This is a genomic window from Klebsiella sp. M5al (assembly GCF_002090195.1).
Classification (GTDB): Bacteria; Pseudomonadota; Gammaproteobacteria; order Enterobacterales; family Enterobacteriaceae; genus Klebsiella; species Klebsiella grimontii.
The window spans coordinates 1105697-1132372 of the sequence record NZ_CP020657.1 but is presented as its reverse complement, the minus strand read 5'-3'; the positions used below and the strand labels follow the sequence as shown (position 1 = coordinate 1132372).

Below are 26676 nucleotides of genomic sequence, written 5' to 3'. Positions count from 1 at the left end.
GGACACTACAAAGGCAGGTTCTTTCAGGTAAGGAGGTGATCCAACCGCAGGTTCCCCTACGGTTACCTTGTTACGACTTCACCCCAGTCATGAATCACAAAGTGGTAAGCGCCCTCCCGAAGGTTAAGCTACCTACTTCTTTTGCAACCCACTCCCATGGTGTGACGGGCGGTGTGTACAAGGCCCGGGAACGTATTCACCGTGGCATTCTGATCCACGATTACTAGCGATTCCGACTTCATGGAGTCGAGTTGCAGACTCCAATCCGGACTACGACATACTTTATGAGGTCCGCTTGCTCTCGCGAGGTCGCTTCTCTTTGTATATGCCATTGTAGCACGTGTGTAGCCCTACTCGTAAGGGCCATGATGACTTGACGTCATCCCCACCTTCCTCCAGTTTATCACTGGCAGTCTCCTTTGAGTTCCCGGCCGGACCGCTGGCAACAAAGGATAAGGGTTGCGCTCGTTGCGGGACTTAACCCAACATTTCACAACACGAGCTGACGACAGCCATGCAGCACCTGTCTCACGGTTCCCGAAGGCACCAAAGCATCTCTGCTAAGTTCCGTGGATGTCAAGAGTAGGTAAGGTTCTTCGCGTTGCATCGAATTAAACCACATGCTCCACCGCTTGTGCGGGCCCCCGTCAATTCATTTGAGTTTTAACCTTGCGGCCGTACTCCCCAGGCGGTCGACTTAACGCGTTAGCTCCGGAAGCCACTCCTCAAGGGAACAACCTCCAAGTCGACATCGTTTACAGCGTGGACTACCAGGGTATCTAATCCTGTTTGCTCCCCACGCTTTCGCACCTGAGCGTCAGTCTTTGTCCAGGGGGCCGCCTTCGCCACCGGTATTCCTCCAGATCTCTACGCATTTCACCGCTACACCTGGAATTCTACCCCCCTCTACAAGACTCCAGCCTGCCAGTTTCGAATGCAGTTCCCAGGTTGAGCCCGGGGATTTCACATCCGACTTGACAGACCGCCTGCGTGCGCTTTACGCCCAGTAATTCCGATTAACGCTTGCACCCTCCGTATTACCGCGGCTGCTGGCACGGAGTTAGCCGGTGCTTCTTCTGCGGGTAACGTCAATCAACAAGGTTATTAACCTTATCGCCTTCCTCCCCGCTGAAAGTACTTTACAACCCGAAGGCCTTCTTCATACACGCGGCATGGCTGCATCAGGCTTGCGCCCATTGTGCAATATTCCCCACTGCTGCCTCCCGTAGGAGTCTGGACCGTGTCTCAGTTCCAGTGTGGCTGGTCATCCTCTCAGACCAGCTAGGGATCGTCGCCTAGGTGAGCCGTTACCCCACCTACTAGCTAATCCCATCTGGGCACATCTGATGGCAAGAGGCCCGAAGGTCCCCCTCTTTGGTCTTGCGACGTTATGCGGTATTAGCTACCGTTTCCAGTAGTTATCCCCCTCCACCAGGCAGTTTCCCAGACATTACTCACCCGTCCGCCACTCGTCACCCGAGAGCAAGCTCTCTGTGCTACCGTTCGACTTGCATGTGTTAGGCCTGCCGCCAGCGTTCAATCTGAGCCATGATCAAACTCTTCAATTTAAGTTTGATGCTCGTGAATTAAACTTCGTAATGAATTACGTATGTTCACTCAGAGACTTGGTATTCGTTTTTCGTCTTGCGACGTTAAGAATCCATGTCACTTTGAGTGCCCACACAGATTGTCTGATAAATTGTTAAAGAGCAGTGCAACGCGGCTTTCGCTCACCGTTGCGAGGTGGCGTATATTACGCTTTCCTCTTTCAGAGTCAACCCGTTATTTCAGGATTTTTTCTCTTCAACTGACCGGGTTGTTTGTGAAGTGATTCACATCTGCCGTGTCAGTGGGAGCGCATTATAGGGAGTTATTCGGCGCTGACAAGCGGTAAAATACAATTTTATTTCAACCGCTCATCTTTTATACATAACGCTTATTTTTGCTGCTTTTTGATAGCATCCGGCAGGTCAGCCAGGCTATTAAGCACCCAATCAGCGGCGCTTTCCGCTTCTGGAGTGACTGGCTTGCCGGTACGCACTAATACTTTCGTGCCGACATTGGCCGCCAGAGCTGCCTGCATATCTTCGACTTTATCGCCGACCATATAGGAAGCAGCCATATCAATATGCAGATAGTCACGCGCCGAGATCAGCATACCCGGATGCGGCTTACGGCAGTCGCAGGTCTGGCGAAACTCTTCGACGGTTCCCTGCGGGTGGTGCGGACAATAATAGATGCCATCCAGATCAACGCCGCGATCGGCCAGCGACCAGTCCATCCACTCGGTCAGCGTTTCAAACTGCTCTTCAGTAAACTTACCGCGGGCGATACCGGACTGGTTGGTCACCACCACCAGCGCGTAGCCCATCTCCTTTAATTGACGCATTGCATCAATGACACCATCGATAAATTCAAAGTTGTCGATTTCATGGACGTATCCGTGATCGACATTAATCGTGCCATCACGGTCAAGAAAAATTGCGGGTACTGACATTGCCACCGGTTTGCTCCTGATAAAGGCTAATGCGCGTAGTATCGCATGTTTCCCGACGCAAGAAAGTGCTCATTATACAGAGTCAGATTGATTTAGACGTCTGGATGCCTTAACATCCATTTCATTGACAGGCATCGCCTGGACACGGCAGAAGAAAATGCCACGGCAAACGGCTAAACGATAATAAATAACTGATGATTAAACTTTCGAAGATTACCAAAGTGTTCCAGCAGGGAAATCGCAGCATACAGGCGCTGAACGATGTCAGCCTGCATGTCCCCGCCGGGCAAATTTATGGCGTCATCGGCGCTTCCGGCGCGGGTAAAAGTACACTAATCCGCTGCGTTAACCTGCTCGAACGTCCAACTCAGGGCAGCGTACAGGTGGGCGGCCAGGAGCTAACGGCGCTGTCCGAAAAAGAGCTGACTCGCGCTCGTCGCCAGATCGGCATGATCTTCCAGCACTTTAACCTGCTTGCCTCACGTACCGTATTCGGTAATGTGGCGTTGCCGCTGGAACTCGACAATACCCCGAAGGAAGAAATCAAACGCCGGGTTACCGAGCTGCTCGATCTCGTCGGCCTGGGGGATAAGCACGATAGCTATCCGGCAAACCTCTCCGGCGGTCAAAAACAGCGCGTCGCCATCGCCCGTGCGCTGGCGAGCAACCCAAAAGTCCTGCTCTGCGACGAAGCCACCAGCGCCCTGGATCCGGCTACCACGCGCTCGATTCTGGAGCTGCTGAAGGATATCAACCGTCGTCTGGGCCTGACGATTTTGCTGATTACCCACGAAATGGATGTCGTCAAACGCATCTGTGATTGCGTTGCCGTGATCAGCAACGGCCAATTGATTGAACAGGATACGGTGAGCGAGGTCTTTTCTCACCCCAAAACTCCGCTGGCGCAACAGTTTATTCAGTCAACGCTGCACCTGGATATCCCGGATGATTATCAGGCGCGTCTGAAGTCTGAGGCTCTTCCCGATAGCGTGCCCATGCTGCGCATGGAGTTCACGGGTCACTCCGTTGATGCCCCGCTGCTTTCTGAAACTGCCCGTCGCTTTAATGTAAACAACAACATTATTAGCGCGCAGATGGATTACGCGGGCGGCGTGAAGTTCGGCATTATGCTGACCGAGATGCACGGCACGCAGGAAGATACCCAGGCCGCGATCGCCTGGCTACAGGAACACCATGTAAAAGTAGAGGTACTGGGATATGTCTGAACCAATGATTTGGCTGCTGGTTCGCGGCGTATGGGAAACGCTGGCCATGACGTTCGTCTCCGGCTTCTTCGGTTTTGTTCTTGGTCTGCCGGTCGGCGTCCTGCTTTATGTCACCCGTCCGGGGCAAATTGCCGCTAATGCGAAGCTCTACCGTACGCTTTCGGCGGTGGTGAATATTTTCCGCTCGATTCCTTTTATTATCCTGCTGGTCTGGATGATCCCCTTTACCCGCGTGATTGTAGGGACGTCGATCGGCCTGCAGGCGGCCATTGTTCCGCTAACGGTCGGCGCAGCGCCCTTTATCGCCCGTATGGTTGAAAACGCCCTGCTGGAGATCCCCACCGGCCTTATCGAAGCGTCCCGGGCCATGGGCGCAACGCCGATGCAGATCGTGCGTAAGGTCCTGCTGCCGGAAGCGCTGCCGGGTCTGGTGAACGCGGCAACCATTACCCTCATTACGCTGGTCGGCTATTCCGCGATGGGCGGCGCCGTGGGTGCAGGTGGTCTCGGACAGATTGGCTACCAGTACGGTTATATCGGCTACAATGCAACGGTAATGAATACCGTACTGGTGCTGCTGGTTATTCTGGTGTACTTAATTCAATTCTCTGGCGATCGTATCGTCCGGGCTGTGACTCACAAATAACATTACACACAATACAGAATCTTACAGGAAGGAAATAACATGGCCTTTAATTTCAAAACCTTTGCGGCAGTCGGCGCGTTAATCGGTTCTCTGGCTCTGGTGGGTTGCGGTCAGGACGAAAAAGATCCTAACCATATTAAAGTCGGCGTTATCGTCGGTGCGGAACAGCAGGTTGCGGAAGTCGCGCAGAAAGTAGCAAAAGAAAAATACGGCCTTGATGTTGAACTGGTGACCTTCAACGACTACGTTCTGCCGAACGAAGCGCTGAGCAAAGGCGATATCGACGTTAACGCCTTCCAGCATAAGCCGTATCTTGACCAGCAAATCAAAGACCGCGGCTACAAGCTGGTTTCCGTAGGTAACTCTTTTGTTTACCCAATTGCCGGTTATTCGAAAAAAATCAAATCGCTGGACGAGCTGCAGCCGGGCTCTCAGGTCGCGATTCCTAACGATCCCACCAACCTTGGCCGCTCTCTGCTGCTGCTGCAGCAGGTTGGCTTGATCAAACTGAAAGAAGGCGTTGGTCTGCTGCCAACCTCGCTGGATATCGTTGAAAATACGAAAAACCTGAAAATTGTTGAGCTGGAAGCCCCGCAGCTGCCGCGCTCCCTGGATGATGCGCAGATCGCTCTGGCGGTTATCAATACCACCTATGCCAGCCAGATCGGCTTAACGCCGGCAAAAGACGGTATTTTCGTGGAAGGTAAAGAGTCTCCGTACGTGAACCTGATTGTCGCTCGCGAAGACAACAAAGATGCGGAAAATGTTAAGAAATTTGTTCAGGCTTACCAGAGTGACGAAGTTTACGAAGCGGCTAACAAAATCTTTAACGGCGGCGCGGTGAAAGGCTGGTAATCTTTTCTCAGCGTAATATCATTCAGGACGGGCTTTATGCCCGTCTTGTCATTTATGCAAGCACCTGATTCAATAGCGCCCTGTTTTATTATTTATTGAGGAAATACTATGCGTGCTTTACCGGTCTGTTTGTTAGCACTCATGTTAAGCGGTTGTTCTATGCTAAGCAGATCTCCCGTCGAGCCTGTACAAAGCACCGTAACCCCGCCAGCCAAATCGGAACCGGCAAAACCGAAAGCGACGCGTCCGGCCCCGGTAAGAATCTATACCAATGCAACAGAATTGGTGGGTAAACCTTTCCGCGAACTCGGCGAAGTCACCGGTGAATCCTGCCAGGCCTCGAATCAAGACTCTCCGCCCAATATCCCGACGGCTCGCAAGCGCATGCAGATTAACGCTGCAAAAATGAAAGCCAATGCCGTGCTGCTGCACCGCTGCGAAGTCACCAGCGGAACCCCAGGCTGCTACCGCCAGGCCGTCTGCCTTGGTTCAGCGCTTAACGTTACGGCGCAATGAGTGATTTTCAGTTTGCGCAGATAGGCGTTATTCGCTCGCCCTATAAAGAAAAATTTGCCGTCCCCCGCCAGCCTGGGCTGGTTAAAAACGGCGGCGGCGAATTACATCTTCTGCCTCCCTATAACCAGGCCGATGCCGTACGCGGCCTGGAAAACTTCAGCCATTTGTGGGTCCTGTTTGTGTTTCATCAGACCATGGAAGGCGGCTGGCGCCCAACCGTACGCCCTCCCCGCCTCGGCGGCAACGCGCGGATGGGCGTTTTCGCCACCCGCTCTACCTTCCGCCCTAATCCAATCGGTATGTCGCTGGTCGAGCTAAAAGGTATTTGCTGCCAAAAAGAGCGCGTCGTTCTTGAGTTAGGCAGCCTGGACCTGGTGGACGGTACGCCGGTAGTCGACATCAAACCTTACCTGCCCTTTGCCGAAGCGCTGCCGGAAGCCAGCGCGAGCTACGCTCAGCAGGCGCCGCAGGCGGAAGTGGCGGTAAGCTTCACGTCAGAAACCGAAGCCCAGCTTTTCGCTCTGGAAAAGCGCTATCCCCGGCTTAAGGCGTTTATTCGCGAAGTTCTGGCACAAGATCCGCGGCCGGCATATCGTAAAGAAGAAGACCCGGGAAAGACCTATGCCGTCTGGCTGCTGGATTTTAACGTGCGTTGGCGGGTGATTTCGTCCGGTTTTGAAGTCTTTTCTCTCGAACCACGCTAATTTTATTTTCCTCTCTTTTGGCATCTTTGCCACACTGGTAAACTAAACCACTTTTTTGTGTCAGGCTGGCTTCCAGCCTGTATCGATCGTCCAAATGGAACCGTAACAACATGCGTACTAGCCAATACCTGCTCTCCACTCTGAAGGAGACACCTGCCGACGCCGAGGTTATCAGCCATCAGCTGATGCTGCGCGCCGGGATGATCCGCAAGCTGGCCTCCGGGTTATACACCTGGCTGCCGACCGGCGTGCGCGTCCTGAAAAAAGTCGAGAACATCGTGCGTGAAGAGATGAATAACGCCGGTGCCATCGAGGTGTTAATGCCGGTAGTTCAGCCCTCTGAACTGTGGCAAGAGAGTGGTCGTTGGGAACAGTACGGCCCGGAACTGCTGCGCATTGCTGACCGTGGCGAACGTCCGTTCGTGCTCGGCCCGACTCATGAAGAAGTGATCACCGACCTGATTCGTAACGAGCTGAGCTCTTACAAACAGCTGCCGCTGAACTTCTATCAGATCCAGACCAAGTTCCGTGATGAAGTGCGCCCGCGTTTCGGCGTGATGCGTTCCCGTGAATTCCTGATGAAAGATGCTTACTCTTTCCATACTTCTCAGGAATCTCTGCAGGAGACCTACGACGCAATGTACGCCGCGTACAGCAAAATCTTCAGCCGTATGGGCCTGGATTTCCGCGCGGTACAGGCTGACACCGGTTCTATCGGCGGTAGCGCATCCCACGAATTCCAGGTGCTGGCGCAGAGCGGTGAAGATGACGTGATCTTCTCTGATTCTTCAGACTACGCGGCCAACATCGAGTTCGCCGAAGCCGTTGCGCCGAAAGAGCCGCGCGCTGCCGCTACTCAGGAAATGACCCTGGTCGATACGCCGAACGCCAAAACCATCGCCGAGCTGGTTGAGCAGTTCAATCTGCCGATTGAGAAAACGGTGAAAACCCTGCTGGTGAAAGCGGTAGAAGACAGCAAGTCTCCGCTGATTGCCCTGCTGGTTCGCGGCGATCATGAGCTGAACGAAGTTAAAGCGGAAAAGCTGCCGCAGGTCGCCAGCCCGCTAACCTTCGCCACCGAAGAAGAGATCCGCGCGCTGGTGCAGGCGGGCCCCGGTTCTCTGGGCCCGGTTAACATGCCGATTCCGGTAGTTATTGACCGTACCGTTGCCGCAATGAGCGATTTTGCCGCAGGCGCGAACATCGACGGTAAACACTACTTCGGCATCAACTGGGATCGCGATGTCGCGACCCCAGAAGTGGCTGATATCCGTAACGTGGTGGCGGGCGACCCGAGCCCGGACGGCAAAGGGACGCTGCTGATTAAACGCGGTATCGAAGTGGGCCACATCTTCCAACTGGGTACCAAGTACTCTGAAGCGATGAAAGCCTCTGTCCAGGGCGAAGATGGCCGTAACCAGATCCTGACCATGGGTTGCTACGGCATCGGGGTGACTCGCGTGGTGGCAGCAGCCATTGAGCAGAACTTTGACGATCGCGGGATCCTGTGGCCGGAAGCTATCGCCCCATTCCAGGTTGCGATTCTGCCGATGAACATGCATAAATCCTACCGCGTACAGGAGCTGGCCGAGAAGCTGTATGCTGAGCTAACCGCGTTGGGTATCGACGTGCTGATGGACGACCGTAAAGAGCGTCCGGGCGTGATGTTCGCCGATATGGAGCTTATCGGTATTCCGCACACTATCGTGCTGGGCGACCGCAACCTCGACAACGACGATATCGAATATAAATATCGTCGCAGCGGCGAGAAGCAGCTGATTAAAACCGGTGATATCGTGAACTACCTGGTTAACGCTATCAAAGGTTAACAATCATCTTTGAATGCAAAAAGGCCTCGCTTATGCGAGGCCTTTCTTTTTCCACGGGAAACCATTACTGATTACAGTCTTTGCCTGGAATAAATTTAATATTTTTATCCGCCATCAGCGTTTTTACCATCTCGCCGTTATCCGGATTCGCTTCCAGCGTAAAGTGCCCCTCGACCACCAGCAGCACCGGACGAGTATCCGTTCCGCGCGCCGCGGCATAATCACGCTCGAGCTGCGCATTATTCGCGACTGCCACCCGCTTGCCGGTTGCGCAATCGGTAAAGGTCGCGGCATCCGCCATATAAAAGTACATGCCGCGCATCGCCATCGGCGTGATGGGCAGGCTGGCTTTGACGGATTCCAGCGTATAGTTCAGCGTTGACTCGATGGGATTACCGTCGCGATCGAGCATTTCCAGCTTGTCGCCTTTCGCCCGATAGTAAGATTTCTCGCCTTTGCTGTCGGTCAGCACCAGCTTATCGGCCGTGCGCGCCCAGGTACCGTATGAAGCAAAAGAGGAGGGCTCGCGCCTGACGCCCTGATATCGCTCATTCATCACCCAGGTGCCGTCTTTCTCAAGAAAGAGCGAGGTTTCGATACCTTCGCAGTCTGCGCACGGCAGCACGCCGCGCCAGCTCTGCTGCATCGGCTTTAGCTCTTCCATCGGCGCCGGTTGTAACGTTTCCATCTCCGCACGATGGTTGCAGCCGAATAACGCAAAAAGCGAACAGGCCGCCACGACTGAAAACACGATTTTCTTCACTGTAAATTCCTTATCATCCATTCCACCGGTTCGCCATGCCCTTAATGGCGAACTTTTCCACGCAGCGCTTTAACTGAAGATTTTTGCGCCTTTGAGGCAAGCCGGCGCTCTTTCGACGCTCTGGTCGGTCGCGTCTCCCGACGACTTTTCTGTACTGCGGTTAATTCTTGTATTAAGGCAACCAGGCGCGCAATCGCCGCTTCACGATTCATCTCCTGGCTGCGATATTCTTGAGCCTTAATGATAACCACACCATCGGCAGAAATTAAGTGATGGCTGGAAGTCAGCAGGCGTTCCTTATAAAACTCAGGCAGGCTCGATGCTTTAATATCAAAGCGCAAATGAATAGCCGTCGATGCCTTATTGACGTGCTGACCGCCCGCCCCCTGCGCGCGTATTCCGGAAAGTGAAACCTCATCATCCGCAATCATCACGCTGCGGCTAATCGTAATCATGCGGATGTTTGCCAGGCCGTTAAATGAATTTCAAGATTATTCTTAGCGTCTGATAACCAGATACCGCCGTCCTGAATAGTCGCCTGTAGCGACATCGTCCGATCGGCAAAAGCACTGAGCTGCGCCAGTTGAGTATCATCTAAATACCATACGGTCAGCTTTGAAAACTGTGCCATTTTACTTTTATTTTGCTGCCACCAGATTTCTGCCGCCCGACTATTATAGGCAAACAGCGCGACCTCTTGCGCCCGCGAGCAGGCTTTTTTAATCCGCCGCTCGTCCGGCAGCCCCAGTTCGATCCACAGATCAACGCCCAAATGATCGTTTAGCAGCCAGAGTTCAGCTTCATCATCGGAAGACAAACCGCGGGTAAACTGCAGACGCTCGTCGGCGTATTTAATCCACGCCAGCAAGCGCAGCATCATACGCTCCTGGGTTTCTGACGGATGCTGGGCAAGGGTCAAACTGACATCCAGAAACTGGTTGCGGTCCAGGTCGGCCACGTTCACCGTCGCTTTATAAATCGTCGCTTTCAGCGCCATGAGGAAACTCCTGATAAAAATGGCGTACATTGTAGCGAAACTGGCGGCAAAAGGCTGTCAGCAATCACAGGATCCCCTTTCATCCTGCTGATATTGCTTAAATGACTATGGTATAGTCACCTTGCTAAACAGAGTTTATCTTCGTAGGCTTAAACTTACATCCCACGGTTAAGTCAGAACGCTGACAGGAGGGCATGTGGACAAATATTGTGAGTTAATACGCAAGCGGTATGCGGAAATAGCCAGCGGGGACCTTGGGTATATCCCGGATGCGCTAGGTTGCGTGTTGAAAGTATTGAATGAGGTTGCGGCGGATCAGGCCCTTGCTGAGTCAGTCAGGGAAAAGGCCGCATATGCGGCGGCAAACTTACTGGTGAGCGATTATGTCAATGAATGATACTTATCAACCCATCAATTGCGATGATTATGACAACCTCGAACTTGCCTGTCAGAACCATCTGGTCCTGGCGCTGGAGCTCAAAGATGGCGAACAGCTGCAAGCGAAGGCCAACGATCTTATCTCGCGCAAAAATATCGAGTATCTGGTCGTGGAGCTCGCCGGCGACGTTCGCGAGGTGCGCCTGGATAAAATCGCCAGCTTCAGCCATCCGCAAATCGGTACGGTAGTGGTCAGCGAGTCCTGAAGCAAAACGGGTGGCTCAGCCGCCCGTTTCCATCCATATCAACTGCACGCCTTCACCTTCCTGAACTTTCCCATCGACGGTAATAAACAGACCATCGGCTGCGGCGATTAGCGTTTCGCCGTAAAACAGCAGCGGCGTGGTATCGCGCCGCCAGGGAGCAACGTTCAGCTCCTGCCAGATTTTCTTCAGCTTACGGCCACCGTGGCGACCGACGATATGCAGATGACCGCTGGCGCGAAAGCGAATGGTTACCGCTTCGTCCTGGCGCGGGCCGCGTAACGGGCCGCCGGGCAGGAACCTCAGTTCACCCAGCCCGCCGGGTAACGGCAGCGGCTTAGCGATATCGGGCCACGCCAGTACCGTTTCACTCTGGCCGGGGAGATATTTCACCCAGTACAGCCGCTGCTGGAAGCGACGGACGGTAAATTGCCCAAGCCGCAGGCAGGGAAAAGCATCCTCGCGCGCCATCGCCACTTCACGCCAGATACGCTCCGGCACCTCGCGCGAAGGCATTGGCGCATTGAATCCAGCCAGCCAGCGGCGCAGCAGCGCGGCCCGACGCGGAGCGCTCATGGCCGTCAACGGTTCGATAGCCAACGCGCCATCCTCAGCCACCAGCGTTGCCAGCTCCGCCGCCAGCATTTCATCCAACAGTCGTTCCTGTTCGCCGCACAGGCTGGCGCTGCGCGCCACGGCCTCGGCAAAGTGCGGCCAGCGGGCGTTAAGCAGCGGAACAATCCGCAGGCGGAGAAAATTGCGATCGTAGGCGTCGTCCTGGTTACTTTCATCTTCAATCCAGCTGAGCTGATGGGCTATCGCCCACCGGTGCAGAGAGTCGCGACTTTCGTTAAGCAGCGGACGCAGCAGTTTCGTTCCGGCAAAATCGGACTCGCAGGCCATTGCCGAGAGCCCGGTGGGACCGCTCCCCCGCTTAAGCGCCAGCAGGAAGGTTTCACACTGATCGTCAAGATGCTGCGCGGTCACCAGCGCTTCGCCAGGCAGCAGCGCTGAACGGAAAGCCTGATAGCGCGCTTGACGCGCATGGGCCTCAATCCCCAGCCCCTCATCGGCGAGGACCACCCGTTCAACCAAAAGCGGCACCTGCCACTGCTGACATATTAGCCGGCAGTGCGCCACCCAATCGTCAGCGTTCACGCTGAGCCCGTGGTGAATATGCATCGCCCGCAGCTGAACGGTGGGATCCTGTTCGCGCCAGCGAACCAGGCGATATAAGAGCACGCTCGAATCCAGGCCGCCGCTAAAGGCCACTAAAAACTGGCGATGCGGTCGGAGCGTTTGCGCAATATCTGGGATCATCATCATGAGAGTACTAACTGAGGAAAGCGTGTCCGGCACGTTACCCGGCAGAACACGCTCTGACAAGAATTACTGCTGATAAATCTCCAGCGGTAGACCGTCCGGATCGTTAAAAAACGTGAATCGCTTACCGGTGAAGGGGTCGATACGAACGCCTTCACAGGCTACGCCATGCGCCTCAAGATGGGCAACGGCGGCATCAACATCGTCGACGCTAAACGCCAGATGGCGTAACCCGCAGGCTTCAGGGCGGCTCGGGCGCGCAGGAGGAAACGGGAAAGAAAACAGTTCAATAACATATTCGCCATTCAGCGCCAGATCGCCCTTCCATGAATCACGCTCTGCACGGTAAAACTCGCCCTGCAGGGTGAACCCCAGAATGTCGCAGTAGAACGCTTTACTCTTTGCATAATCCGTTGCAATGATGGCGATATGGTGAACCCGTTTTAAACCTAGCATGCTCAAACTCCTCCCGTTGAAGCCAACAACGTTACTCGTTCAGTTCGTTATTGCGCAAGCGCTTAGTCATTTTTTAAGACTCGAACCCAGTACACGCCATCTTCATCGCGTTTCGCGCCGTGGATATCGGTTTCGAAGCCTGGATAGTGGCGGCCGATGGAGCACAACATTAATAGAAAATTGAGCACCGCCCGGCTCTCCTCGACGATCATCTCACCGGGCATCAGCAGCGGCACGCCCGGCGGATACGGTAAGATCATATTCGCTGAAATACGCCCGACCAGATTCTCCAGTTCGATGGTTTCCACTTCGCCTTTAATCTGCCGCTGCCAGGCCTGATGCGGCGTCATTTTCATCTCCGGCAGAACGTCAAAGGCGCTCAGCATCAGCTGCGAGAGCTGGTGCTGGCGAATCAGGCGATGGATACCCTGCGCCAGATCCTGAATGCGCATGTTGCGGTAAAAATCAGGATCTTCAGCGTACAGATCCGGCAGCATGTTTTTCACCCGTAAATTGAGATCGTAAGAGCGTTTGAATTCGGTTAACCCGCGCAGCAGCCCCATCGCTCGGGTTTTATCAATGCCGATACTGAAAAGGAACAGCAGATTGTAGGGCCCGGTTTTCTCAACCACCACGCCGCGCTCATCCAGAAACTTCGCCACCAGCGCGGCCGGAATGCCTTCGCTATCCATGTTGCCCTGTTCGTCCATACCGGGCGTCAGAATGGTTACTTTCACCGGATCGAGGAACATATGGTCGTCATCGGCATCCTGAAAGCCATGCCATTGTTCACCGGGGGACACCGGCCAGCACTGTGCTTCCCCTACCTCTTCCGGCTGCCAGATATCAAAGAACCAGCCGTCAGACTCTTCGCGTAACCGCTGCACTTCTTTCCGAAAATCCAGCGCCCGTTCAATCGAACGCTGAATCAGCCGCCTACCGGAATTGCCGCGCAGCATCGCGGCAGCCGTTTCAATGGAGGCAACGATCGGGTAGCTCGGAGAAGTCGAGGTATGCATCATAAAGGCTTCATTGAAGGTGTCTTCATCGTAGCTGCCTTTAATATGAATCAGCGAAGCCTGCGATAGCGCGGCCAGCATTTTATGCGTCGACTGCGTTTCAAAGATCACTTTCCCCGGAATGCGATCGCCGCTCATCCCGCTTTTGCCCTGATAGATCGGATGAAAATGGGTGTAGGGCACCCAGGCGGAATCAAAGTGGATTGACGGTACGTCGAGGGTCTCTTTGATCCAGGTGGTGTTATACAGCAGCCCGTCATAGGTGGAGTTGGTGATCACCGCATGCACGGGCCACCCGGCGCCGCCTGTCGTATTCACCTTTTGCTGAATACTATCGCGGGTAAATTCGCGCTTAGGTATGCCGCCAAGGATCCCCAGCGCATTGCGCGTCGGTTTGAGCCACAGCGGCACCACATCGCTCATCATCAGTAAATGAGCCAACGATTTATGGCAGTTGCGATCGATAAGCAGGGTGCTGCCCGCCGGGGCGGAATACATCCCGACAATTTTATTCGACGTCGAGGTCCCGTTGGTCACCATATAGCTCTGTTCGGCGCCGAAGGCTCGGGCAATATACTCTTCAGCTTCCAGGTGCGGGCCACTATGATCGAGCAGCGACCCCAGTTCCGTCACGGATATGGAGACGTCGGCCTTTAAGGTATTCCCGCCAAAGAAATCGTAAAACAGACAGCCTACCGGGCTTTTTTGGTAAGCCGAGCCGCCCATATGCCCGGGGGTACAGAAGGTATATTTTCCTTCCTGCACATAGTTGAACAAGGCTTTGGTAAACGGCGGGGTAATGTTGTCGAGGTATTCGCGGGTGTATTGACCGATGCGGGTAGCGATCTCTTCCGCCAGCCCCAGCGCGTATTCAAAGAACCATAGCGTCATGCGCAGGTCCTGACTGCTGACGTCCATCGTCGAATGGGCGTTGATAAATGCGTAGAGCGGCAGGTATTCATTTAAGCGATTAATATCGCTGCACAGGTCAACGCTGTATTCATCCCAGTCGAAAATAACCCCACAGATCCGCGGATTATGCTCGATAAATTGCAAAAGATCGGCGCTATTTTGCGGCCAGATGGTCTGGAAGCCTTGCCGTTGCAGGGCGGCTTCCAGTTCTTTGATCGGTTCGTCTTTATAATAGACGCCGTGGGGACCCATGATCGCAATGATATTCACGCTTTCCTCCTGGAATTTACCTAAGGAAAGCATAATAGCACCCCGCCAGCGCTAAGCACTGGCGGATTTATCTCTATTACCGCGCTTTCCAGGCATCGCCCCAGGCTTAACGTGATCCCCTCGGACACGGCGCTTAACATGACAGTTTTATGCTATGCATATTTATCCTTGTTAAATGCCTGCCGGGTCGCAATACCTGGCCGTTGCTGCAGTTTCAGGGGAGACCGGCATCATCCGCTAATCACATTAGCTCTTGTCCCTCTCATCTCAGTCAACAATACATAAAAAAAGGGCCGGAAAATCCGGCCCTTAGAGATAAAAAATGAGATCGATAATCAGGCGTAGCCGTAGCTCATCAAACGCTGATAGCGTCGGTTCAGCAGCTCTTCCTCACTCAGAACGTCGAGATCAGCCAGATCGGCCAGCAGCTGCGCTTTCAGAGAGGCTGCCATCACTTCCGGATTACGATGCGCGCCGCCCAGCGGCTCAGGAATGATGGAGTCAATCAGCTTCAGCTCTTTCAGGCGCGGGGCAACAATACCCATCGCTTCGGCGGCCAGCGGCGCTTTATCGGCGCTTTTCCACAGAATGGACGCACAGCCTTCCGGGGAGATAACGGAATAGGTGCTGTACTGCAGCATATTCACTTTATCGCCCACGCCGATTGCCAGCGCGCCGCCGGAGCCGCCTTCACCGATAACGGTGCAGATAACCGGTACGCTCAGGCGCGACATTTCACGCAGGTTGCGCGCAATCGCTTCAGACTGGCCGCGCTCTTCCGCGCCAACGCCAGGATAAGCGCCAGGGGTGTCGATGAAGGTGATGATCGGCATTTTAAAGCGCTCGGCCATCTCCATCAGGCGCAGCGCCTTACGATAGCCTTCCGGCGCCGGCATACCGAAGTTGCGGCGAATTTTCTCTTTGGTTTCGCGCCCTTTCTGGTGGCCGATAATCATCACCGGACGCCCGTCCAGACGCGCAATGCCGCCAACGATAGCTTTATCGTCAGCATAGGCGCGGTCACCGGCCAGTTCGTCGAATTCGTCGAAAGCCAGGCGGACATAATCCAGGGTGTATGGGCGACGTGGATGGCGAGCCAGTTGCGCAACCTGCCATGCACCAAGATCGGCGAAGATCTTGCGCGTCAGCTCTACGCTTTTTTCACGCAGGCGATGCACTTCTTCATCGATGTTAATATCCAGTTTCTCATCCTGGCGGCTTACCGCTGTCAGAGAATCGATTTTCGCTTCCAGCTCTGCAATCGGCTGTTCAAAATCAAGGAAATTCAGACTCATAGTATTCCTGTATTAGTCAAACTCCAGTTCCACCTGCTCCGAGCCGATCAGGCCACGCAGATCGTTAAGTAAACGATCGCTCGGAGAGACGCGCCATGTTGCGCCAAAACGCAACCGCGCGCGTGCATCCGCCCTCTGATAATAGAGGTGTACTGGAATAGTTCCCGAACGGTGGGGTTCCAGAGACTGACGGAGTCGGTTTAAAAGCTGGTCATCAATTTGCCTGTCCGTCAGCGAGATAGCAAGCCCGCGAGCATATTTTTCCCGGGCTTCGTCAATGTCCATGACTTCACGGGCGGTCATTTTAAGCCCCCCGCTGAAGTCATCAAAGCTGACCTGTCCGCTGACGATAAGTATGCGGTCTTTTTCCAGCAATTGCTGGTATTTATCCAGGGCGTCGGTGAACAACATCACCTCCAGACGCCCGGAACGGTCATCCAGCGTACAGATGCCGATACGATTGCCGCGCTTGGTGACCATGACCCGCGCGGCAATAACGAGCCCGGCCGCCGTGGTCACTTTACCACGATCGGTCGGATGCATGTCTTTGAGTCGTACGCCGCCAACGTAGCGCTCGATCTCTTTCAAATACTGGTTAATCGGGTGCCCGGTCAGATACAGCCCCAGGGTCTCCCTTTCGCCATCCAGCACCACCTGTTCCGGCCACGGTTGACAGTTGGCGTAGGACTGCTCGATTTGCTCCGGCTCTTCCGCCAGCACGCCGAACATATCCGCCTGGCCGATGGCTTCGGCTTTGGCGTGCTGATCGGCGGCCTTCAGCGCATCGCCCAGTGAATTCATTAACGCCGCGCGATGTGGCCCGAGGCGGTCGAACGCCCCGGACATAATCAGTTTTTCCAGCACCCGGCGGTTGAGCTTTTTAATATCCGTTCGCGCGCAGAGATCAAACAGTTCGCGGAAATAGCCGCCCTGATTACGGGCTTCAATGATCGCTTCTATCGGGCCTTCGCCGACGCCTTTGATCGCGCCGATACCATAAACGATTTCGCCATCGTCGTTAACGTGGAAATGATACAGGCCGGAGTTAATATCCGGCGGCAGGATTTTCAGCCCCATCCGCCAGCACTCATCCACCAGACCGACGACTTTCTCGGTGTTATCCATATCCGCGGTCATCACCGCTGCCATAAATTCGGCCGGATAGTGCGCCTTTAGCCACAGCGTCTGATAGGACACTAAAGCATAAGCGGCGGAGTGCGATTTGTTAAAGCCATAACCGGCGAATTTCTCCACCAGGTCAAAGATTTTGATCGCCAGCTCACCGTCTACACCGCGCTTCCTCGCCCCTTCTTCAAAGGTGCCGCGCTGCTTAGCCATCTCCTCCGGCTTTTTCTTACCCATCGCACGACGCAGCATATCCGCGCCGCCGAGGGTATAGCCGGAAAGCTCCTGGGCAATCTGCATGACCTGTTCCTGGTACAGGATGATGCCATAAGTTGGCTCCAGTACCGGTTTCAGGCATTCGTGCTGCCACTGCACGTCCGGATACGATATCTCTTCGCGACCGTGCTTACGGTCGATAAAGTTATCCACCATCCCCGACTGCAGCGGCCCCGGACGGAACAGGGCCACCAGCGCGATCATATCTTCGAAGCAGTCGGGCTGCAGACGCTTGATCAGATCCTTCATACCGCGCGATTCAAGCTGGAAAACGGCGGTGGTTTCCGAACGCTGCAGCATATCGAAGCTTTTTTTATCGTCGAGCGGGATCGCGGCGATATCCAGCGGCCCCTCGCCGTTCTTCTCGCGGCGGGCGTTGATCATCTCCAGCGCCCAGTTAATGATGGTGAGCGTACGCAGGCCGAGGAAGTCGAACTTCACCAGCCCGGCATATTCAACGTCGTTTTTATCAAACTGGGTAACCGGATGCTGGCCCGCTTCATCGCAGTAAAGCGGAGCAAAATCGGTAATTTTAGTTGGCGCGATCACCACCCCACCCGCATGTTTACCGGCGTTACGGGTGACCCCTTCGAGCTTACGCGCCATGTCGATCAGCGCTTTAACCTCTTCGTCCGCCTCATAAATTTCCGGCAGCTGCGGCTCGGCTTCAAACGCTTTCGCCAGCGTCATACCCGGGTCAGGCGGCACCAGCTTGGAAATGCGGTCCACAAAGCCGTACGGATGGCCCAGCACACGGCCAACGTCGCGGATAACCGCTTTCGCCGCCATGGTACCGAAGGTAATAATCTGCGATACCGCATCGCGACCGTACATGTCCGCGACGTGTTCAATCACCTGGTCACGCTTCTCCATACAGAAGTCAACGTCGAAGTCGGGCATGGAGACACGTTCCGGGTTAAGGAAACGTTCGAACAGCAGGTCGAACTCCAGCGGATCGAGGTCGGTAATTTTCAGCGCATAGGCGACCAGCGATCCGGCGCCGGAGCCACGTCCCGGCCCTACCGGCACGCCGTTATCCTTCGACCACTGGATAAATTCCATAACGATCAGGAAGTAGCCAGGGAACCCCATCTGGTTAATTACCTGCAGCTCAATGTCCAGGCGTTCATCATATTCAGGGCGGCGTTTCGTCCGCTCATCCGGATCGGGGAACAGGAATTCCAGGCGCTCTTCCAGACCCTCTTTGGATTTCTTGACCAGATAATCTTCGGTGGTCATATCCCCGGTCGGGAACTGCGGCAGGAAGTACTCACCAAGGCGCACGGTCACGTTACAGCGTTTGGCGATCTCCACGGTGTTTTGCAGCGCTTCGGGAATATCGGAAAAGAGCTCGCACATTTCCTCTTCGCTGCGCATATACTGCTGCGGCGAGTAGTTGCGCGGGCGCTTAGGATCGTCGAGGGTAAAACCGTCATGGATAGCCACGCGGATTTCATGGGCGTCGAAGTCACCCGGCTCAAGGAAGCGAACATCGTTGGTCGCCACCACCGGTAAGCCCCGGGTTTCCGCCAGCCCCACCGCCGCATGCAGATAGGGCTCTTCATCCTGACGGCCGGTGCGAATCAGCTCAAGAAAATAGCAGTCAGGGAAATGTTGTTCATAAAAATCAACGCACTGATCCACCAGCGCCATGTTGCCGCGCAGCAGGCTACGACCCACGTCGCCCATACGCCCGCCGGAGAGCAAAATCAGCCCTTCTTTTAATTCGATCAGCCAGTCGCGATCGATAATCGGGCCCGCCGCGCCGTAGCCGCGCTGATAAGCTTTGGAGATCAGCAGCGTCAGATTCTGATAGCCAGCGTTGTTAGCGGCCAGTACCGTCAACTGGCTCAGTTCATCGCCAAGCAGATCGCTCTGGACGTGGAAATCGGCCCCTACGATGGGTTTAATTCCGGCGCCGTGTCCCGCTCCGTAGAACTTCACCAGTCCGCAAAGGTTGGTAAAATCGGTGATCGCCAGCGCAGGCATGCCGAGCGCGGCCGCCTTTTTTACCAACGGTCCGGTTTTCGCCAGACCATCGATCATGGAATAGTCGCTGTGCACCCGCAGGTGTACGAAACGTGGTTCAGCCATCTTCAGATTCCGCGTTACTTAATTGCTTGCGTGTCGGTTCAGGACGCCAGGCCCAGCGCGCGCTTCACCGGGCCAAAGCTGCGCCGGTATTGCTCGATTACGCCATGTTCCAGCAGCTTTTGCAGATGAAAAGCGGTGGGATAACCTTTATGTTGCGCAAAGCCGTACTGCGGGAATTCCCGGTCCAGCACGGCCATTTCAGCATCTCGCGTCACTTTAGCCAGAATAGACGCGGCGCTGATTTCCGCCACTCGGCTGTCGCCTTTAACGACCGCCAGTGAAGGTACAGGCAGCGGCGGACAGCGGTTACCATCAATAAGAACAAACTCAGGGGAAATGCCCAAGCCCGCAACGGCGCGCTGCATGGCCAGCATGGTCGCATGTAGAATATTCAGCTCATCGATTTCATGCGGCTCCGCGCGACCGAGGCTCCAGCACAGCGCTTTTTCTTTGATCTCGTCGAATAGCGCAAGGCGCCGCTTTTCGCTGAGCTTTTTCGAGTCGGCAAGGCCCAAAATCGGCTTTGCCGGATCGAGAATAACCGCGGCAGTCACCACCGCGCCAACCAGCGGACCGCGCCCGACTTCATCGACTCCCGCAACCAGATGGGTATGCGGATAAACGAACTCCATCATTTTGCTAACTCCAGTACTGCATCCGCCGCCTGCTCATCAGCGTTGCAGCGGATCTGCTGATGCAGCGCGCGAAAGGTTTCATGCATATCGTGGCTGGTTTTACCGTCGGCCAGCAGCGGCTTCAGCGCCTCGGCCAGCGCCTGCGGCCGACATTCATCCTGCAGCAGTTCTTTAACCAGTTCACGCCCGGCCAGTAAATTCGGCAGCGATACATAGTCGGTTTTAACCAGCCGTTTCGCCAGCCAGAAGGTAAACGGCTTCATCCGATAGCCAACGACCATCGGACACTTAGCCAGCATACATTCCAGCGCAGCCGTTCCGGAAGCCAGCAGCGCGGCATCGCTGGCGATCATCGCATCGCGGGCCCGGCCATCCAGTAGATGTACGGCAAGATCCGGCGCCGTTTCCGCTTTGATACGCTCGAACTGTTCCCGCCGCTTCGCGTTGACCAGTGGGACCACCACTTCCAGATCGGGGTAATACTCTCGCAGGATCTGCGCCGTTTTCAGGAAATCGGCGCTGAGCATCTCAACTTCCGCCCCGCGGCTTCCCGGCAGTAGCGCCAGGCAGTGCACGTTACGATCGATTCCCAGACGGTCGCGCGCCGCGCCTTTGTCCGGATCCAGCGGCATCGCATCCGCCATCGTGTGGCCGATAAACCGGCAGGGAACGTTAAATTTGTCATAAAACGCTTTTTCGAAAGGCAGGAATGCCAGTACCAGATCGGTGGATCTGCCAATTTTGAAAACGCGTTTTTGCCGCCATGCCCATACCGACGGGCTAACGTAATGAATAGTTTTGATGCCCTGCTTCTTCAGATTACCTTCGAGGGTAATATTGAAGTCAGGCGCATCAATGCCGACGAACACGTCCGGCTTGAGCTCGGTCAATCGACGGGTGAGATCGGCGCGAATATGCAGCAGCCGACGCAGGCGACCAAGCACTTCCACAATGCCCATCACCGCCAGCTCTTCCATCTCATACCAGGCCTCGCAGCCTTCCGCCTGCATCAACGGCCCGGCAACGCCGACAAAGCGGGCATCAGGGATGCGGGCTTTGAGCGCGCGGATAAGACCGGCGCCAAGAATATCGCCGGAGGTTTCTCCGGCGACCAGGGCAATCGTCAGGGGACGCGATTCAGCCATTAACGAATCAGGCCGCGCGTGGAGCGGGCAAAAAAGTCGGTAAATGTCTGCACTTCAGGGTACTGCGCCGCCAGCTCGGCGATCTCAGCTTTCGCTTCGTCCAGCGTTTTACCGCTGCGGTACAGCAGCTTGTACGCGTTACGAATCGCTGTGATCGCCTCACGGCTGAAGCCGCGGCGTTTCAGCCCTTCGATGTTGACGCCAAACGGCGTCGCGTGGTTGCCCTGAGCAATCACGAACGGCGGAACGTCCTGCGCTACGCCTGAGCAGCCGCCAACCATTACGTGCGCGCCAATAATGCAGAACTGGTGCACGGCGGTCATGCCGCCGATGATAACAAAATCATCCAGCGAAACATGGCCCGCAAGGGTCGCGTTATTCGCCAGAATACAGCGGTCGCCCAGCGTACAATCGTGCGCCACGTGGGCGTTGATCATCAGCAGGTTATCGCTGCCCACCTTCGTTAATCCACCGCCCTGTACTGTGCCACGATGAATGGTGACGCTTTCGCGGATGCGGTTGCGATCGCCAATTTCCACACGGGTCGGTTCGCCAGCATATTTCAGATCCTGGTTAACTTCACCGATGGAAGCAAACTGATAGATCTCGTTATCGCGGCCAATTTTGGTATGCCCGTTAATGACAACGTGAGACTTCAGTACGGTACCTTCGCCGATTTCGACGTTAGCGCCAACAATACAAAACGGGCCAATGTGGACGTTAGCGCCAATAACGGCGCCATCTTCTACAATGGCGGAAGGATGAATAAAGGCGGTTTTATCAATCACGTATCAGGCCTCCCGGCTACGGGCACACATCATCGTTGCTTCGCAAACCACTTTTCCGTCAACCGTCGCAACGCCCTTGAAACGAGTCAGGCCGCGGCGGGTTTTCTCAAAAGTGACTTCCATAATCATCTGGTCGCCTGGCACGACCGGACGTTTGAAACGCGCTTCGTCAATCCCGGCAAAATAATACAGCTCGCCCGGTTCCAGTTTTCCAACGCTTTTGAATGCCAGAATACCGGTGGCCTGGGCCATGGCTTCGAGAATCAGTACGCCCGGTAAAATCGGCTTACCAGGGAAGTGTCCCTGGAAAAACGGCTCATTTACAGAAACATTTTTAACTGCGCGTAGAAAACGACCTTCTTCAAAATCCAGCACGCGATCGACCAGCAGGAACGGGTAACGGTGAGGCAGAAGTTCCAGAATCTCTTCAATGTGCAGAGTATGAGTGTCAGTAGTCAAAATACTCTTCCTGTCTAAATATCCTAAAAGGCAATAATAACACGGCCTGCGGCAATCTCATGAATGCAACAGGCCGAAAATTTAATGTGGCTGGATGAAGCACTAATCTTGCTGATTAACCTTGCGCTCAATGGCTTTGAGTCGCTTGCTCATATCATCAATATTCAGTACCAGCGCAGCGGTCTTACGCCAGACCTTATTCGGCTGCAGCGGGATACCTGAAGAGTAAACCCCTGGCTCGGTGATAGGACGCATAACCATCCCCATCCCCGTGACGGTGACTTTATCGCAGATTTCCATGTGACCGTTGATCACGCTGGCTCCGCCAATCATGCAGTAGCGGCCAATTTTCAGGCTGCCCGCCATGATGACGCCGCCAGCAACCGCAGTGTTGTCGCCAATCACTACGTTGTGCGCGATTTGACACTGGTTATCAATAATGACGCCATTTCCGATGACGGTGTCGTCCAGCGCACCGCGGTCAATGGTCGTACAAGCGCCAATCTCCACGCGATCGCCGATGATCACGCGACCCAGCTGCGGGATCTTCACCCAGTTGCCGCGATCGTTCGCATAGCCGAAGCCATCCGCGCCAATCACCGTGCTGGACTGGATCAGGCAATTCTCGCCGATCTCAATGTTGTGGTAAACGGTGACGTTGGCCCATAAACGCGAGCCAGCACCTATTTTCGTATTTTTCCCAACGAAGCAACCGGCGCCGATAACCACGTTATCACCGAGGATCGCGCCGGATTCGATAACGGCATTCGGGCCAATGGCGACGTGATTACCCAGCTTAGCCGTGGCATCGATGACCGCGCTGGGCGCGATATCCTGGGCCGGCTGCGGCGTGGTATCAAGAATTTGGGCCATGCGCGCGTAGGTCAGGTAGGGATTACGCACTACCAGCGCGGCGCTATGAGCAAAAGGCAAATCATCCTGCGTCATCACAACGGCAGATGCCTGGCAAACGGCCAGGTGTTCACGGTACTTAGGATTTACCATGAAGGTAATATCGCCCGCCTGTGCGGACTGCATGGACGCAACGCCGGTGATGACGATATCGCCATCACCGTGTAATTCTGCATCCAACTGCTGGGCTAAATCAGCCAGTCGAATTGAAGGCATTACTTATTTAACCTGTTTCAGCACATCAGCGGTGATGTCTTTTACATCGCTGCTGTTGTATGCGACGGCATTAGAGTCAACAACCAGATCGATGCTCTGATCTTTAGCCACGCTCTGCACGGCGCTCTGAATACGAGTCACCAGCTTGCCGCGCTCTTCGTTAGAACGACGTGCGCGATCCTGTTCGAAAGACTGCGCTTTCTGGGAGAAAGTCTGGCGCTGAGCCATAACGTCTTTTTCCAGTTTGGTACGGTCAGAGCCCGCTTTCATGGACTGCAGACGCTGCATTTTAGACTGCAGGTCGCCTTCCATACGCTGCAGCTCGCTCGCGCGGCCTTTAAACTCGTTTTCCAGCGTGTTAGAAACGCCTGTTTTCTGGGCAACCTGTTGGAACAGGCTGTTCATGTTAACCATTGCAATTTTATCTGCCGCCTGAGCGGAAGTAACCATTGCTAAACCCAGACCTGCAGCTAATAACCACTTTTTCACAATTAACTCCTTACCATCCCATGAGTACCCAGGGGTACCGTTATTTGCGTGGCCAGGCGATAACCTCAGTTATCGCCAATAGTCAGCGCTATACTGCAACTGCACTTACATTCCATTGTAGCCAACACCATTACCAGGTTTTACCGATGTTAAACTGGAACTGTTCGGCTTTGTCTCCATCGTACTTTTTAAACGGCTGAGCGTAGGAGAATACTAACGGCCCTAACGGCGACATCCACTGTACTGCGATACCCGCAGACATACGGATATTGCTTGGATCGCTGTAGTCCGGGTAACCGCCATATGCGGCTGAATCCCAGTGAGTATCCCACACGGTACCCATATCCCAGAAGAAGGAAGTACGTACCGAGTTCGCATATTTATCGCTAATAAACGGCGTTGGGGTGATCAGCTCAAGGCTGGCAACCGCCATGGCGTTACCGCCCACCGCATCATCAGACTTACACGGCGCAGATGCGCTGCTCTTACATTCGTTATCGTAGCTGTCGTCGTCGTCATGACGGCTGCTGGCCGGGAAGTAAACCGCTTTCGGACCGATAGTATTGGACTGGAAGCCACGCACGGTGCTTGAGCCGCCGGCGTAGAAGTTCTCATAGAACGGCATCTCTTTACCGCCCAGGCCATCGCCATAACCAAAGCGGGTACGACCCAACATGACCCATTTATGATCGTCATCGATCGGTACATAGGTCGCGGTATCCAGCGTCGCTTTATAGTATTCGTTATCCGATCCCGGGATCGTCACTTTACCATTCAGGTTGACGCGTGAACCTTCCGTCGGGAAGAAGCCGCGGTCGAGCTTGTTGTACGTCCAGCCGTAGTTGAAGGTGAAGTCGTCAGCGCTGAACGAGTTTCTGTCGTTCGTGTTGTCCGGGTACTGGCCCATCGAATTCAGATAACGCCACATGGATACCTGAGGCTGCATATTGGACAGCTTGTTATGCACATAGCCCAGACCCGCGCGCAACGTATTGTATTCGTTGACCGGGAAGCCCAGCGTAATGTCTGTACCATAGCTTTTGTTGGTATAGTCAGACAGGTCCGCATCGTTAGCGTCGAAGTCGTTATAGAACACACGACCGCCGAGGCTAACGCCATCCACGGTAAAGTACGGGTTCGTCACCGACAGTTCAGTATAGGTCTGATAGTCGTTTTTGGTGCCGTTAATCCCAACGGAATAGCCGGTACCGAGCCAGTTATCCTGCTGAACGCCGGCCTGGAAGCTGACGCCGCTTTCCGTACCGTAACCGACGCCGAAGTTAAAGCTACCGGTGTTACGTTCTTTAACCTTGTAGACCACGTCAACCTGATCCGGGCTGCCCGGCACGCGCTGCGTATCGGTATCAACCGTCTCAAAGTAGCCTAAACGGTTCAGACGATCTTTACCCTGATCGACCAGGTCGCTACCCAGCCAGGCGCCTTCCATCTGACGCATTTCGCGACGCAGAACGGCATCTTTCGAGGTATCGTTGCCTTCGAAGCGAATTTTACGCACGTAGTAACGATTGCCCGCATCGACGTTAACGTGCAGCTTCACGGTCTTATCGGTATCGCTGATTTCCGGCTGGGACTGAACGCGCGGATAGGCATAGCCGTAGCGACCGAGGAGTTTCTTAATGTCATTCTCCATTTTGGTCACTTTGGTGCCGTTATACAGCTCGCCCGGCTCAACTTTGGTCAGCGCTTCGATTTCTGCCGAATGCCCCGCCAGGTCACCCGTCACCTGCACACCGGAAAGCTTGTACTGATCGCCTTCGGTAATGTTGATGGTGATGTAGATGCCTTTCTTGTCCGGCGTCAGGCTCACCTGCGTGGAGTCAATGTTGAAACGAGCATAGCCGCGATCCAGATAGTAGCTGCGCAGCGTTTCAAGGTCCCCTGCAAGCTTCTGTTTCTGATACTTACGATCGCCAACCACGTTCCACCACGGCACTTCATCGCGCAGCTGGAAGGTCGAAATCAGTTCATCGGTGCTGAATGCATGGTTGCCGACGATATTGATCTGCTGGATTTTCGCCGAGACGCCTTCCTGGAAGACCAGCTTCAGGTCGACACGGTTACGCGGCAGCGGCGTCACGACAGCTTTAACGCTGGCGCTGTACTTACCGACGCTGTAGTAGAAATCCTCCAGCCCCTTTTCGATATCAGCAAGCGTGGTGCGATCGAGGGATTCCCCTACGCGTACGCCGGATGCCTCAAGGTTTTGCTTGAGCATGTCATCTTTCACCGACTTGTTACCGGAGAAAGTGATGCTGGCAATCGTTGGACGCTCTTTCACCTGCACCAGCAGGGTATCACCATCGCGCAGGACGCGAACGTCCTCAAAGTTGCCGGTGGCAAACAGAGCACGGATGGTGTTACTGATATCATCATCGGTTACGGTATCGCCAGGACGCACTGGCATACTGAGGAGGGCCGCACCAACAGCGACACGCTGAAGGCCTTCGAAATGAATGTCCTTCACCACGAACCCGTCAGCACCGTATACGGTTGCGCTGCTAAACAGCAGCGACGCTATGAGCAACTTTTTCATCGCCATCGTTATTATGCGTTCTTCCTAACAAACT

General features: G+C 54.7%; 24 protein-coding genes and 1 rRNA gene. 8 read left to right on the top strand and 17 right to left on the bottom strand.

The annotated features are described in order from the left end of the window. Positions 1–28: 28 nt before the first annotated feature. Together BWI76_RS05380 and gmhB are read right to left on the bottom strand one after the other, a co-directional pair. Positions 29–1568 (bottom strand): 16S ribosomal RNA (locus BWI76_RS05380). A gap of 368 nt (positions 1569–1936) precedes the next feature. Then, complete coding sequence (gene gmhB / locus BWI76_RS05370) at positions 1937–2503, bottom strand: D-glycero-beta-D-manno-heptose 1,7-bisphosphate 7-phosphatase (protein ID WP_024360366.1); 567 nt, start codon at positions 2501–2503, stop codon at positions 1937–1939. A gap of 188 nt (positions 2504–2691) precedes the next feature. Here gmhB and metN point away from each other — a divergent pair, with 188 nt between their 5' ends. The 6 genes from metN to proS all read left to right on the top strand — a co-directional run bounded on the left by metN (position 2692) and on the right by proS (position 8273). Continuing rightward, positions 2692–3723 carry a methionine ABC transporter ATP-binding protein MetN gene (gene metN / locus BWI76_RS05365; protein ID WP_004129149.1) on the top strand — a complete coding sequence of 344 codons (1032 nt, stop codon included), beginning with the start codon at positions 2692–2694 and terminating at the stop codon, positions 3721–3723. Beyond that, positions 3716–4369, top strand: a complete 654-nt coding sequence (locus BWI76_RS05360; protein WP_004129148.1) for a methionine ABC transporter permease MetI — start codon at positions 3716–3718, stop codon at positions 4367–4369. The genes metN and BWI76_RS05360 overlap by 8 nt, the downstream gene beginning before the upstream one ends. A 39-nt stretch (positions 4370–4408) precedes the next feature. After that, positions 4409–5224: a methionine ABC transporter substrate-binding lipoprotein MetQ gene (metQ, locus tag BWI76_RS05355; RefSeq protein WP_004137967.1), complete on the top strand. Its 816-nt coding sequence runs from the start codon at positions 4409–4411 to the stop codon at positions 5222–5224. A gap of 108 nt (positions 5225–5332) precedes the next feature. Then, positions 5333–5740 carry an Rcs stress response system protein RcsF gene (rcsF, locus tag BWI76_RS05350; protein ID WP_004137968.1) on the top strand — a complete coding sequence of 136 codons (408 nt, stop codon included), beginning with the start codon at positions 5333–5335 and terminating at the stop codon, positions 5738–5740. Further along, on the top strand, positions 5737–6444 hold the full coding sequence (tsaA, locus tag BWI76_RS05345; RefSeq protein ID WP_024360364.1) for a tRNA (N6-threonylcarbamoyladenosine(37)-N6)-methyltransferase TrmO: 708 nt from the start codon (positions 5737–5739) through the stop codon (positions 6442–6444). The genes rcsF and tsaA overlap by 4 nt, the downstream gene beginning before the upstream one ends. A gap of 110 nt (positions 6445–6554) precedes the next feature. Further along, positions 6555–8273 (top strand): proline--tRNA ligase, encoded by a 1719-nt coding sequence (gene proS / locus BWI76_RS05340; protein WP_049085791.1) that lies wholly within the window; start codon positions 6555–6557, stop codon positions 8271–8273. Between the two features lie 64 nt (positions 8274–8337). Here the strand turns inward: proS and nlpE are convergent, their stop codons facing one another. The 3 genes from nlpE to BWI76_RS05325 are packed head-to-tail and all read right to left on the bottom strand — an operon-like array spanning position 8338 to position 10033. Next, a complete protein-coding gene (gene nlpE, locus BWI76_RS05335) occupies positions 8338–9036 on the bottom strand; it encodes an envelope stress response activation lipoprotein NlpE (RefSeq protein WP_098140354.1) in 699 nt (232 codons plus the stop codon). A 41-nt stretch (positions 9037–9077) separates the two neighbouring features. Further along, positions 9078–9491, bottom strand: coding sequence for an alternative ribosome rescue aminoacyl-tRNA hydrolase ArfB (gene arfB, locus BWI76_RS05330; protein ID WP_004137972.1), 414 nt, complete (start codon positions 9489–9491; stop codon positions 9078–9080). Continuing rightward, positions 9488–10033, bottom strand: a complete 546-nt coding sequence (locus BWI76_RS05325) for a YaeQ family protein (protein WP_004137974.1) — start codon at positions 10031–10033, stop codon at positions 9488–9490. Before BWI76_RS05325 ends, arfB begins: the two co-directional genes overlap by 4 nt. A 196-nt stretch (positions 10034–10229) precedes the next feature. On the opposite strand from BWI76_RS05325, the gene BWI76_RS05320 reads away from it, so the two are divergent. Next, positions 10230–10430, top strand: coding sequence for a YaeP family protein (locus BWI76_RS05320; RefSeq protein ID WP_004098778.1), 201 nt, complete (start codon positions 10230–10232; stop codon positions 10428–10430). Further along, positions 10417–10677: a Rho-binding antiterminator gene (rof, locus tag BWI76_RS05315; RefSeq protein ID WP_004137976.1), complete on the top strand. Its 261-nt coding sequence runs from the start codon at positions 10417–10419 to the stop codon at positions 10675–10677. Before BWI76_RS05320 ends, rof begins: the two co-directional genes overlap by 14 nt. A 15-nt stretch (positions 10678–10692) precedes the next feature. Here the strand turns inward: rof and tilS are convergent, their stop codons facing one another. The 12 genes from tilS to bamA all read right to left on the bottom strand — a co-directional run bounded on the left by tilS (position 10693) and on the right by bamA (position 26648). After that, complete coding sequence (tilS, locus tag BWI76_RS05310; protein ID WP_064371564.1) at positions 10693–11994, bottom strand: tRNA lysidine(34) synthetase TilS; 1302 nt, start codon at positions 11992–11994, stop codon at positions 10693–10695. Between the two features lie 69 nt (positions 11995–12063). Continuing rightward, complete coding sequence (locus BWI76_RS05305; RefSeq protein ID WP_004137980.1) at positions 12064–12453, bottom strand: VOC family protein; 390 nt, start codon at positions 12451–12453, stop codon at positions 12064–12066. A gap of 62 nt (positions 12454–12515) precedes the next feature. After that, a complete protein-coding gene (locus BWI76_RS05300; protein ID WP_004137982.1) occupies positions 12516–14654 on the bottom strand; it encodes a lysine decarboxylase LdcC in 2139 nt (712 codons plus the stop codon). A 335-nt stretch (positions 14655–14989) separates the two neighbouring features. Beyond that, a complete protein-coding gene (accA, locus tag BWI76_RS05295; protein ID WP_004137983.1) occupies positions 14990–15949 on the bottom strand; it encodes an acetyl-CoA carboxylase carboxyl transferase subunit alpha in 960 nt (319 codons plus the stop codon). Positions 15950–15961: 12 nt separating this feature from the next. Next, the gene (dnaE, locus tag BWI76_RS05290; protein ID WP_004137985.1) at positions 15962–19444 is read right to left on the bottom strand and encodes a DNA polymerase III subunit alpha; all 3483 of its coding nucleotides are present in this window, start codon (positions 19442–19444) and stop codon (positions 15962–15964) included. A gap of 38 nt (positions 19445–19482) precedes the next feature. After that, complete coding sequence (rnhB, locus tag BWI76_RS05285) at positions 19483–20079, bottom strand: ribonuclease HII (protein WP_004137987.1); 597 nt, start codon at positions 20077–20079, stop codon at positions 19483–19485. After that, positions 20076–21224 carry a lipid-A-disaccharide synthase gene (gene lpxB / locus BWI76_RS05280; RefSeq protein ID WP_004137990.1) on the bottom strand — a complete coding sequence of 383 codons (1149 nt, stop codon included), beginning with the start codon at positions 21222–21224 and terminating at the stop codon, positions 20076–20078. The genes rnhB and lpxB overlap by 4 nt, the downstream gene beginning before the upstream one ends. Then, on the bottom strand, positions 21224–22012 hold the full coding sequence (lpxA, locus tag BWI76_RS05275) for an acyl-ACP--UDP-N-acetylglucosamine O-acyltransferase (RefSeq protein ID WP_004137991.1): 789 nt from the start codon (positions 22010–22012) through the stop codon (positions 21224–21226). Before lpxA ends, lpxB begins: the two co-directional genes overlap by 1 nt. 3 nt (positions 22013–22015) lie before the next feature. Then, a complete protein-coding gene (gene fabZ / locus BWI76_RS05270; RefSeq protein WP_004098761.1) occupies positions 22016–22471 on the bottom strand; it encodes a 3-hydroxyacyl-ACP dehydratase FabZ in 456 nt (151 codons plus the stop codon). 102 nt (positions 22472–22573) lie between these two features. Beyond that, positions 22574–23599, bottom strand: coding sequence for a UDP-3-O-(3-hydroxymyristoyl)glucosamine N-acyltransferase (gene lpxD / locus BWI76_RS05265; protein ID WP_004872009.1), 1026 nt, complete (start codon positions 23597–23599; stop codon positions 22574–22576). Between the two features lie 3 nt (positions 23600–23602). Further along, positions 23603–24088, bottom strand: coding sequence for a molecular chaperone Skp (gene skp, locus BWI76_RS05260; RefSeq protein WP_004098757.1), 486 nt, complete (start codon positions 24086–24088; stop codon positions 23603–23605). 130 nt (positions 24089–24218) lie between these two features. Then, entirely contained in the window at positions 24219–26648 is a 2430-nt protein-coding gene (gene bamA, locus BWI76_RS05255; protein WP_004872013.1) for an outer membrane protein assembly factor BamA, read from the bottom strand. Between the last annotated feature and the right edge of the window lie 28 nt (positions 26649–26676).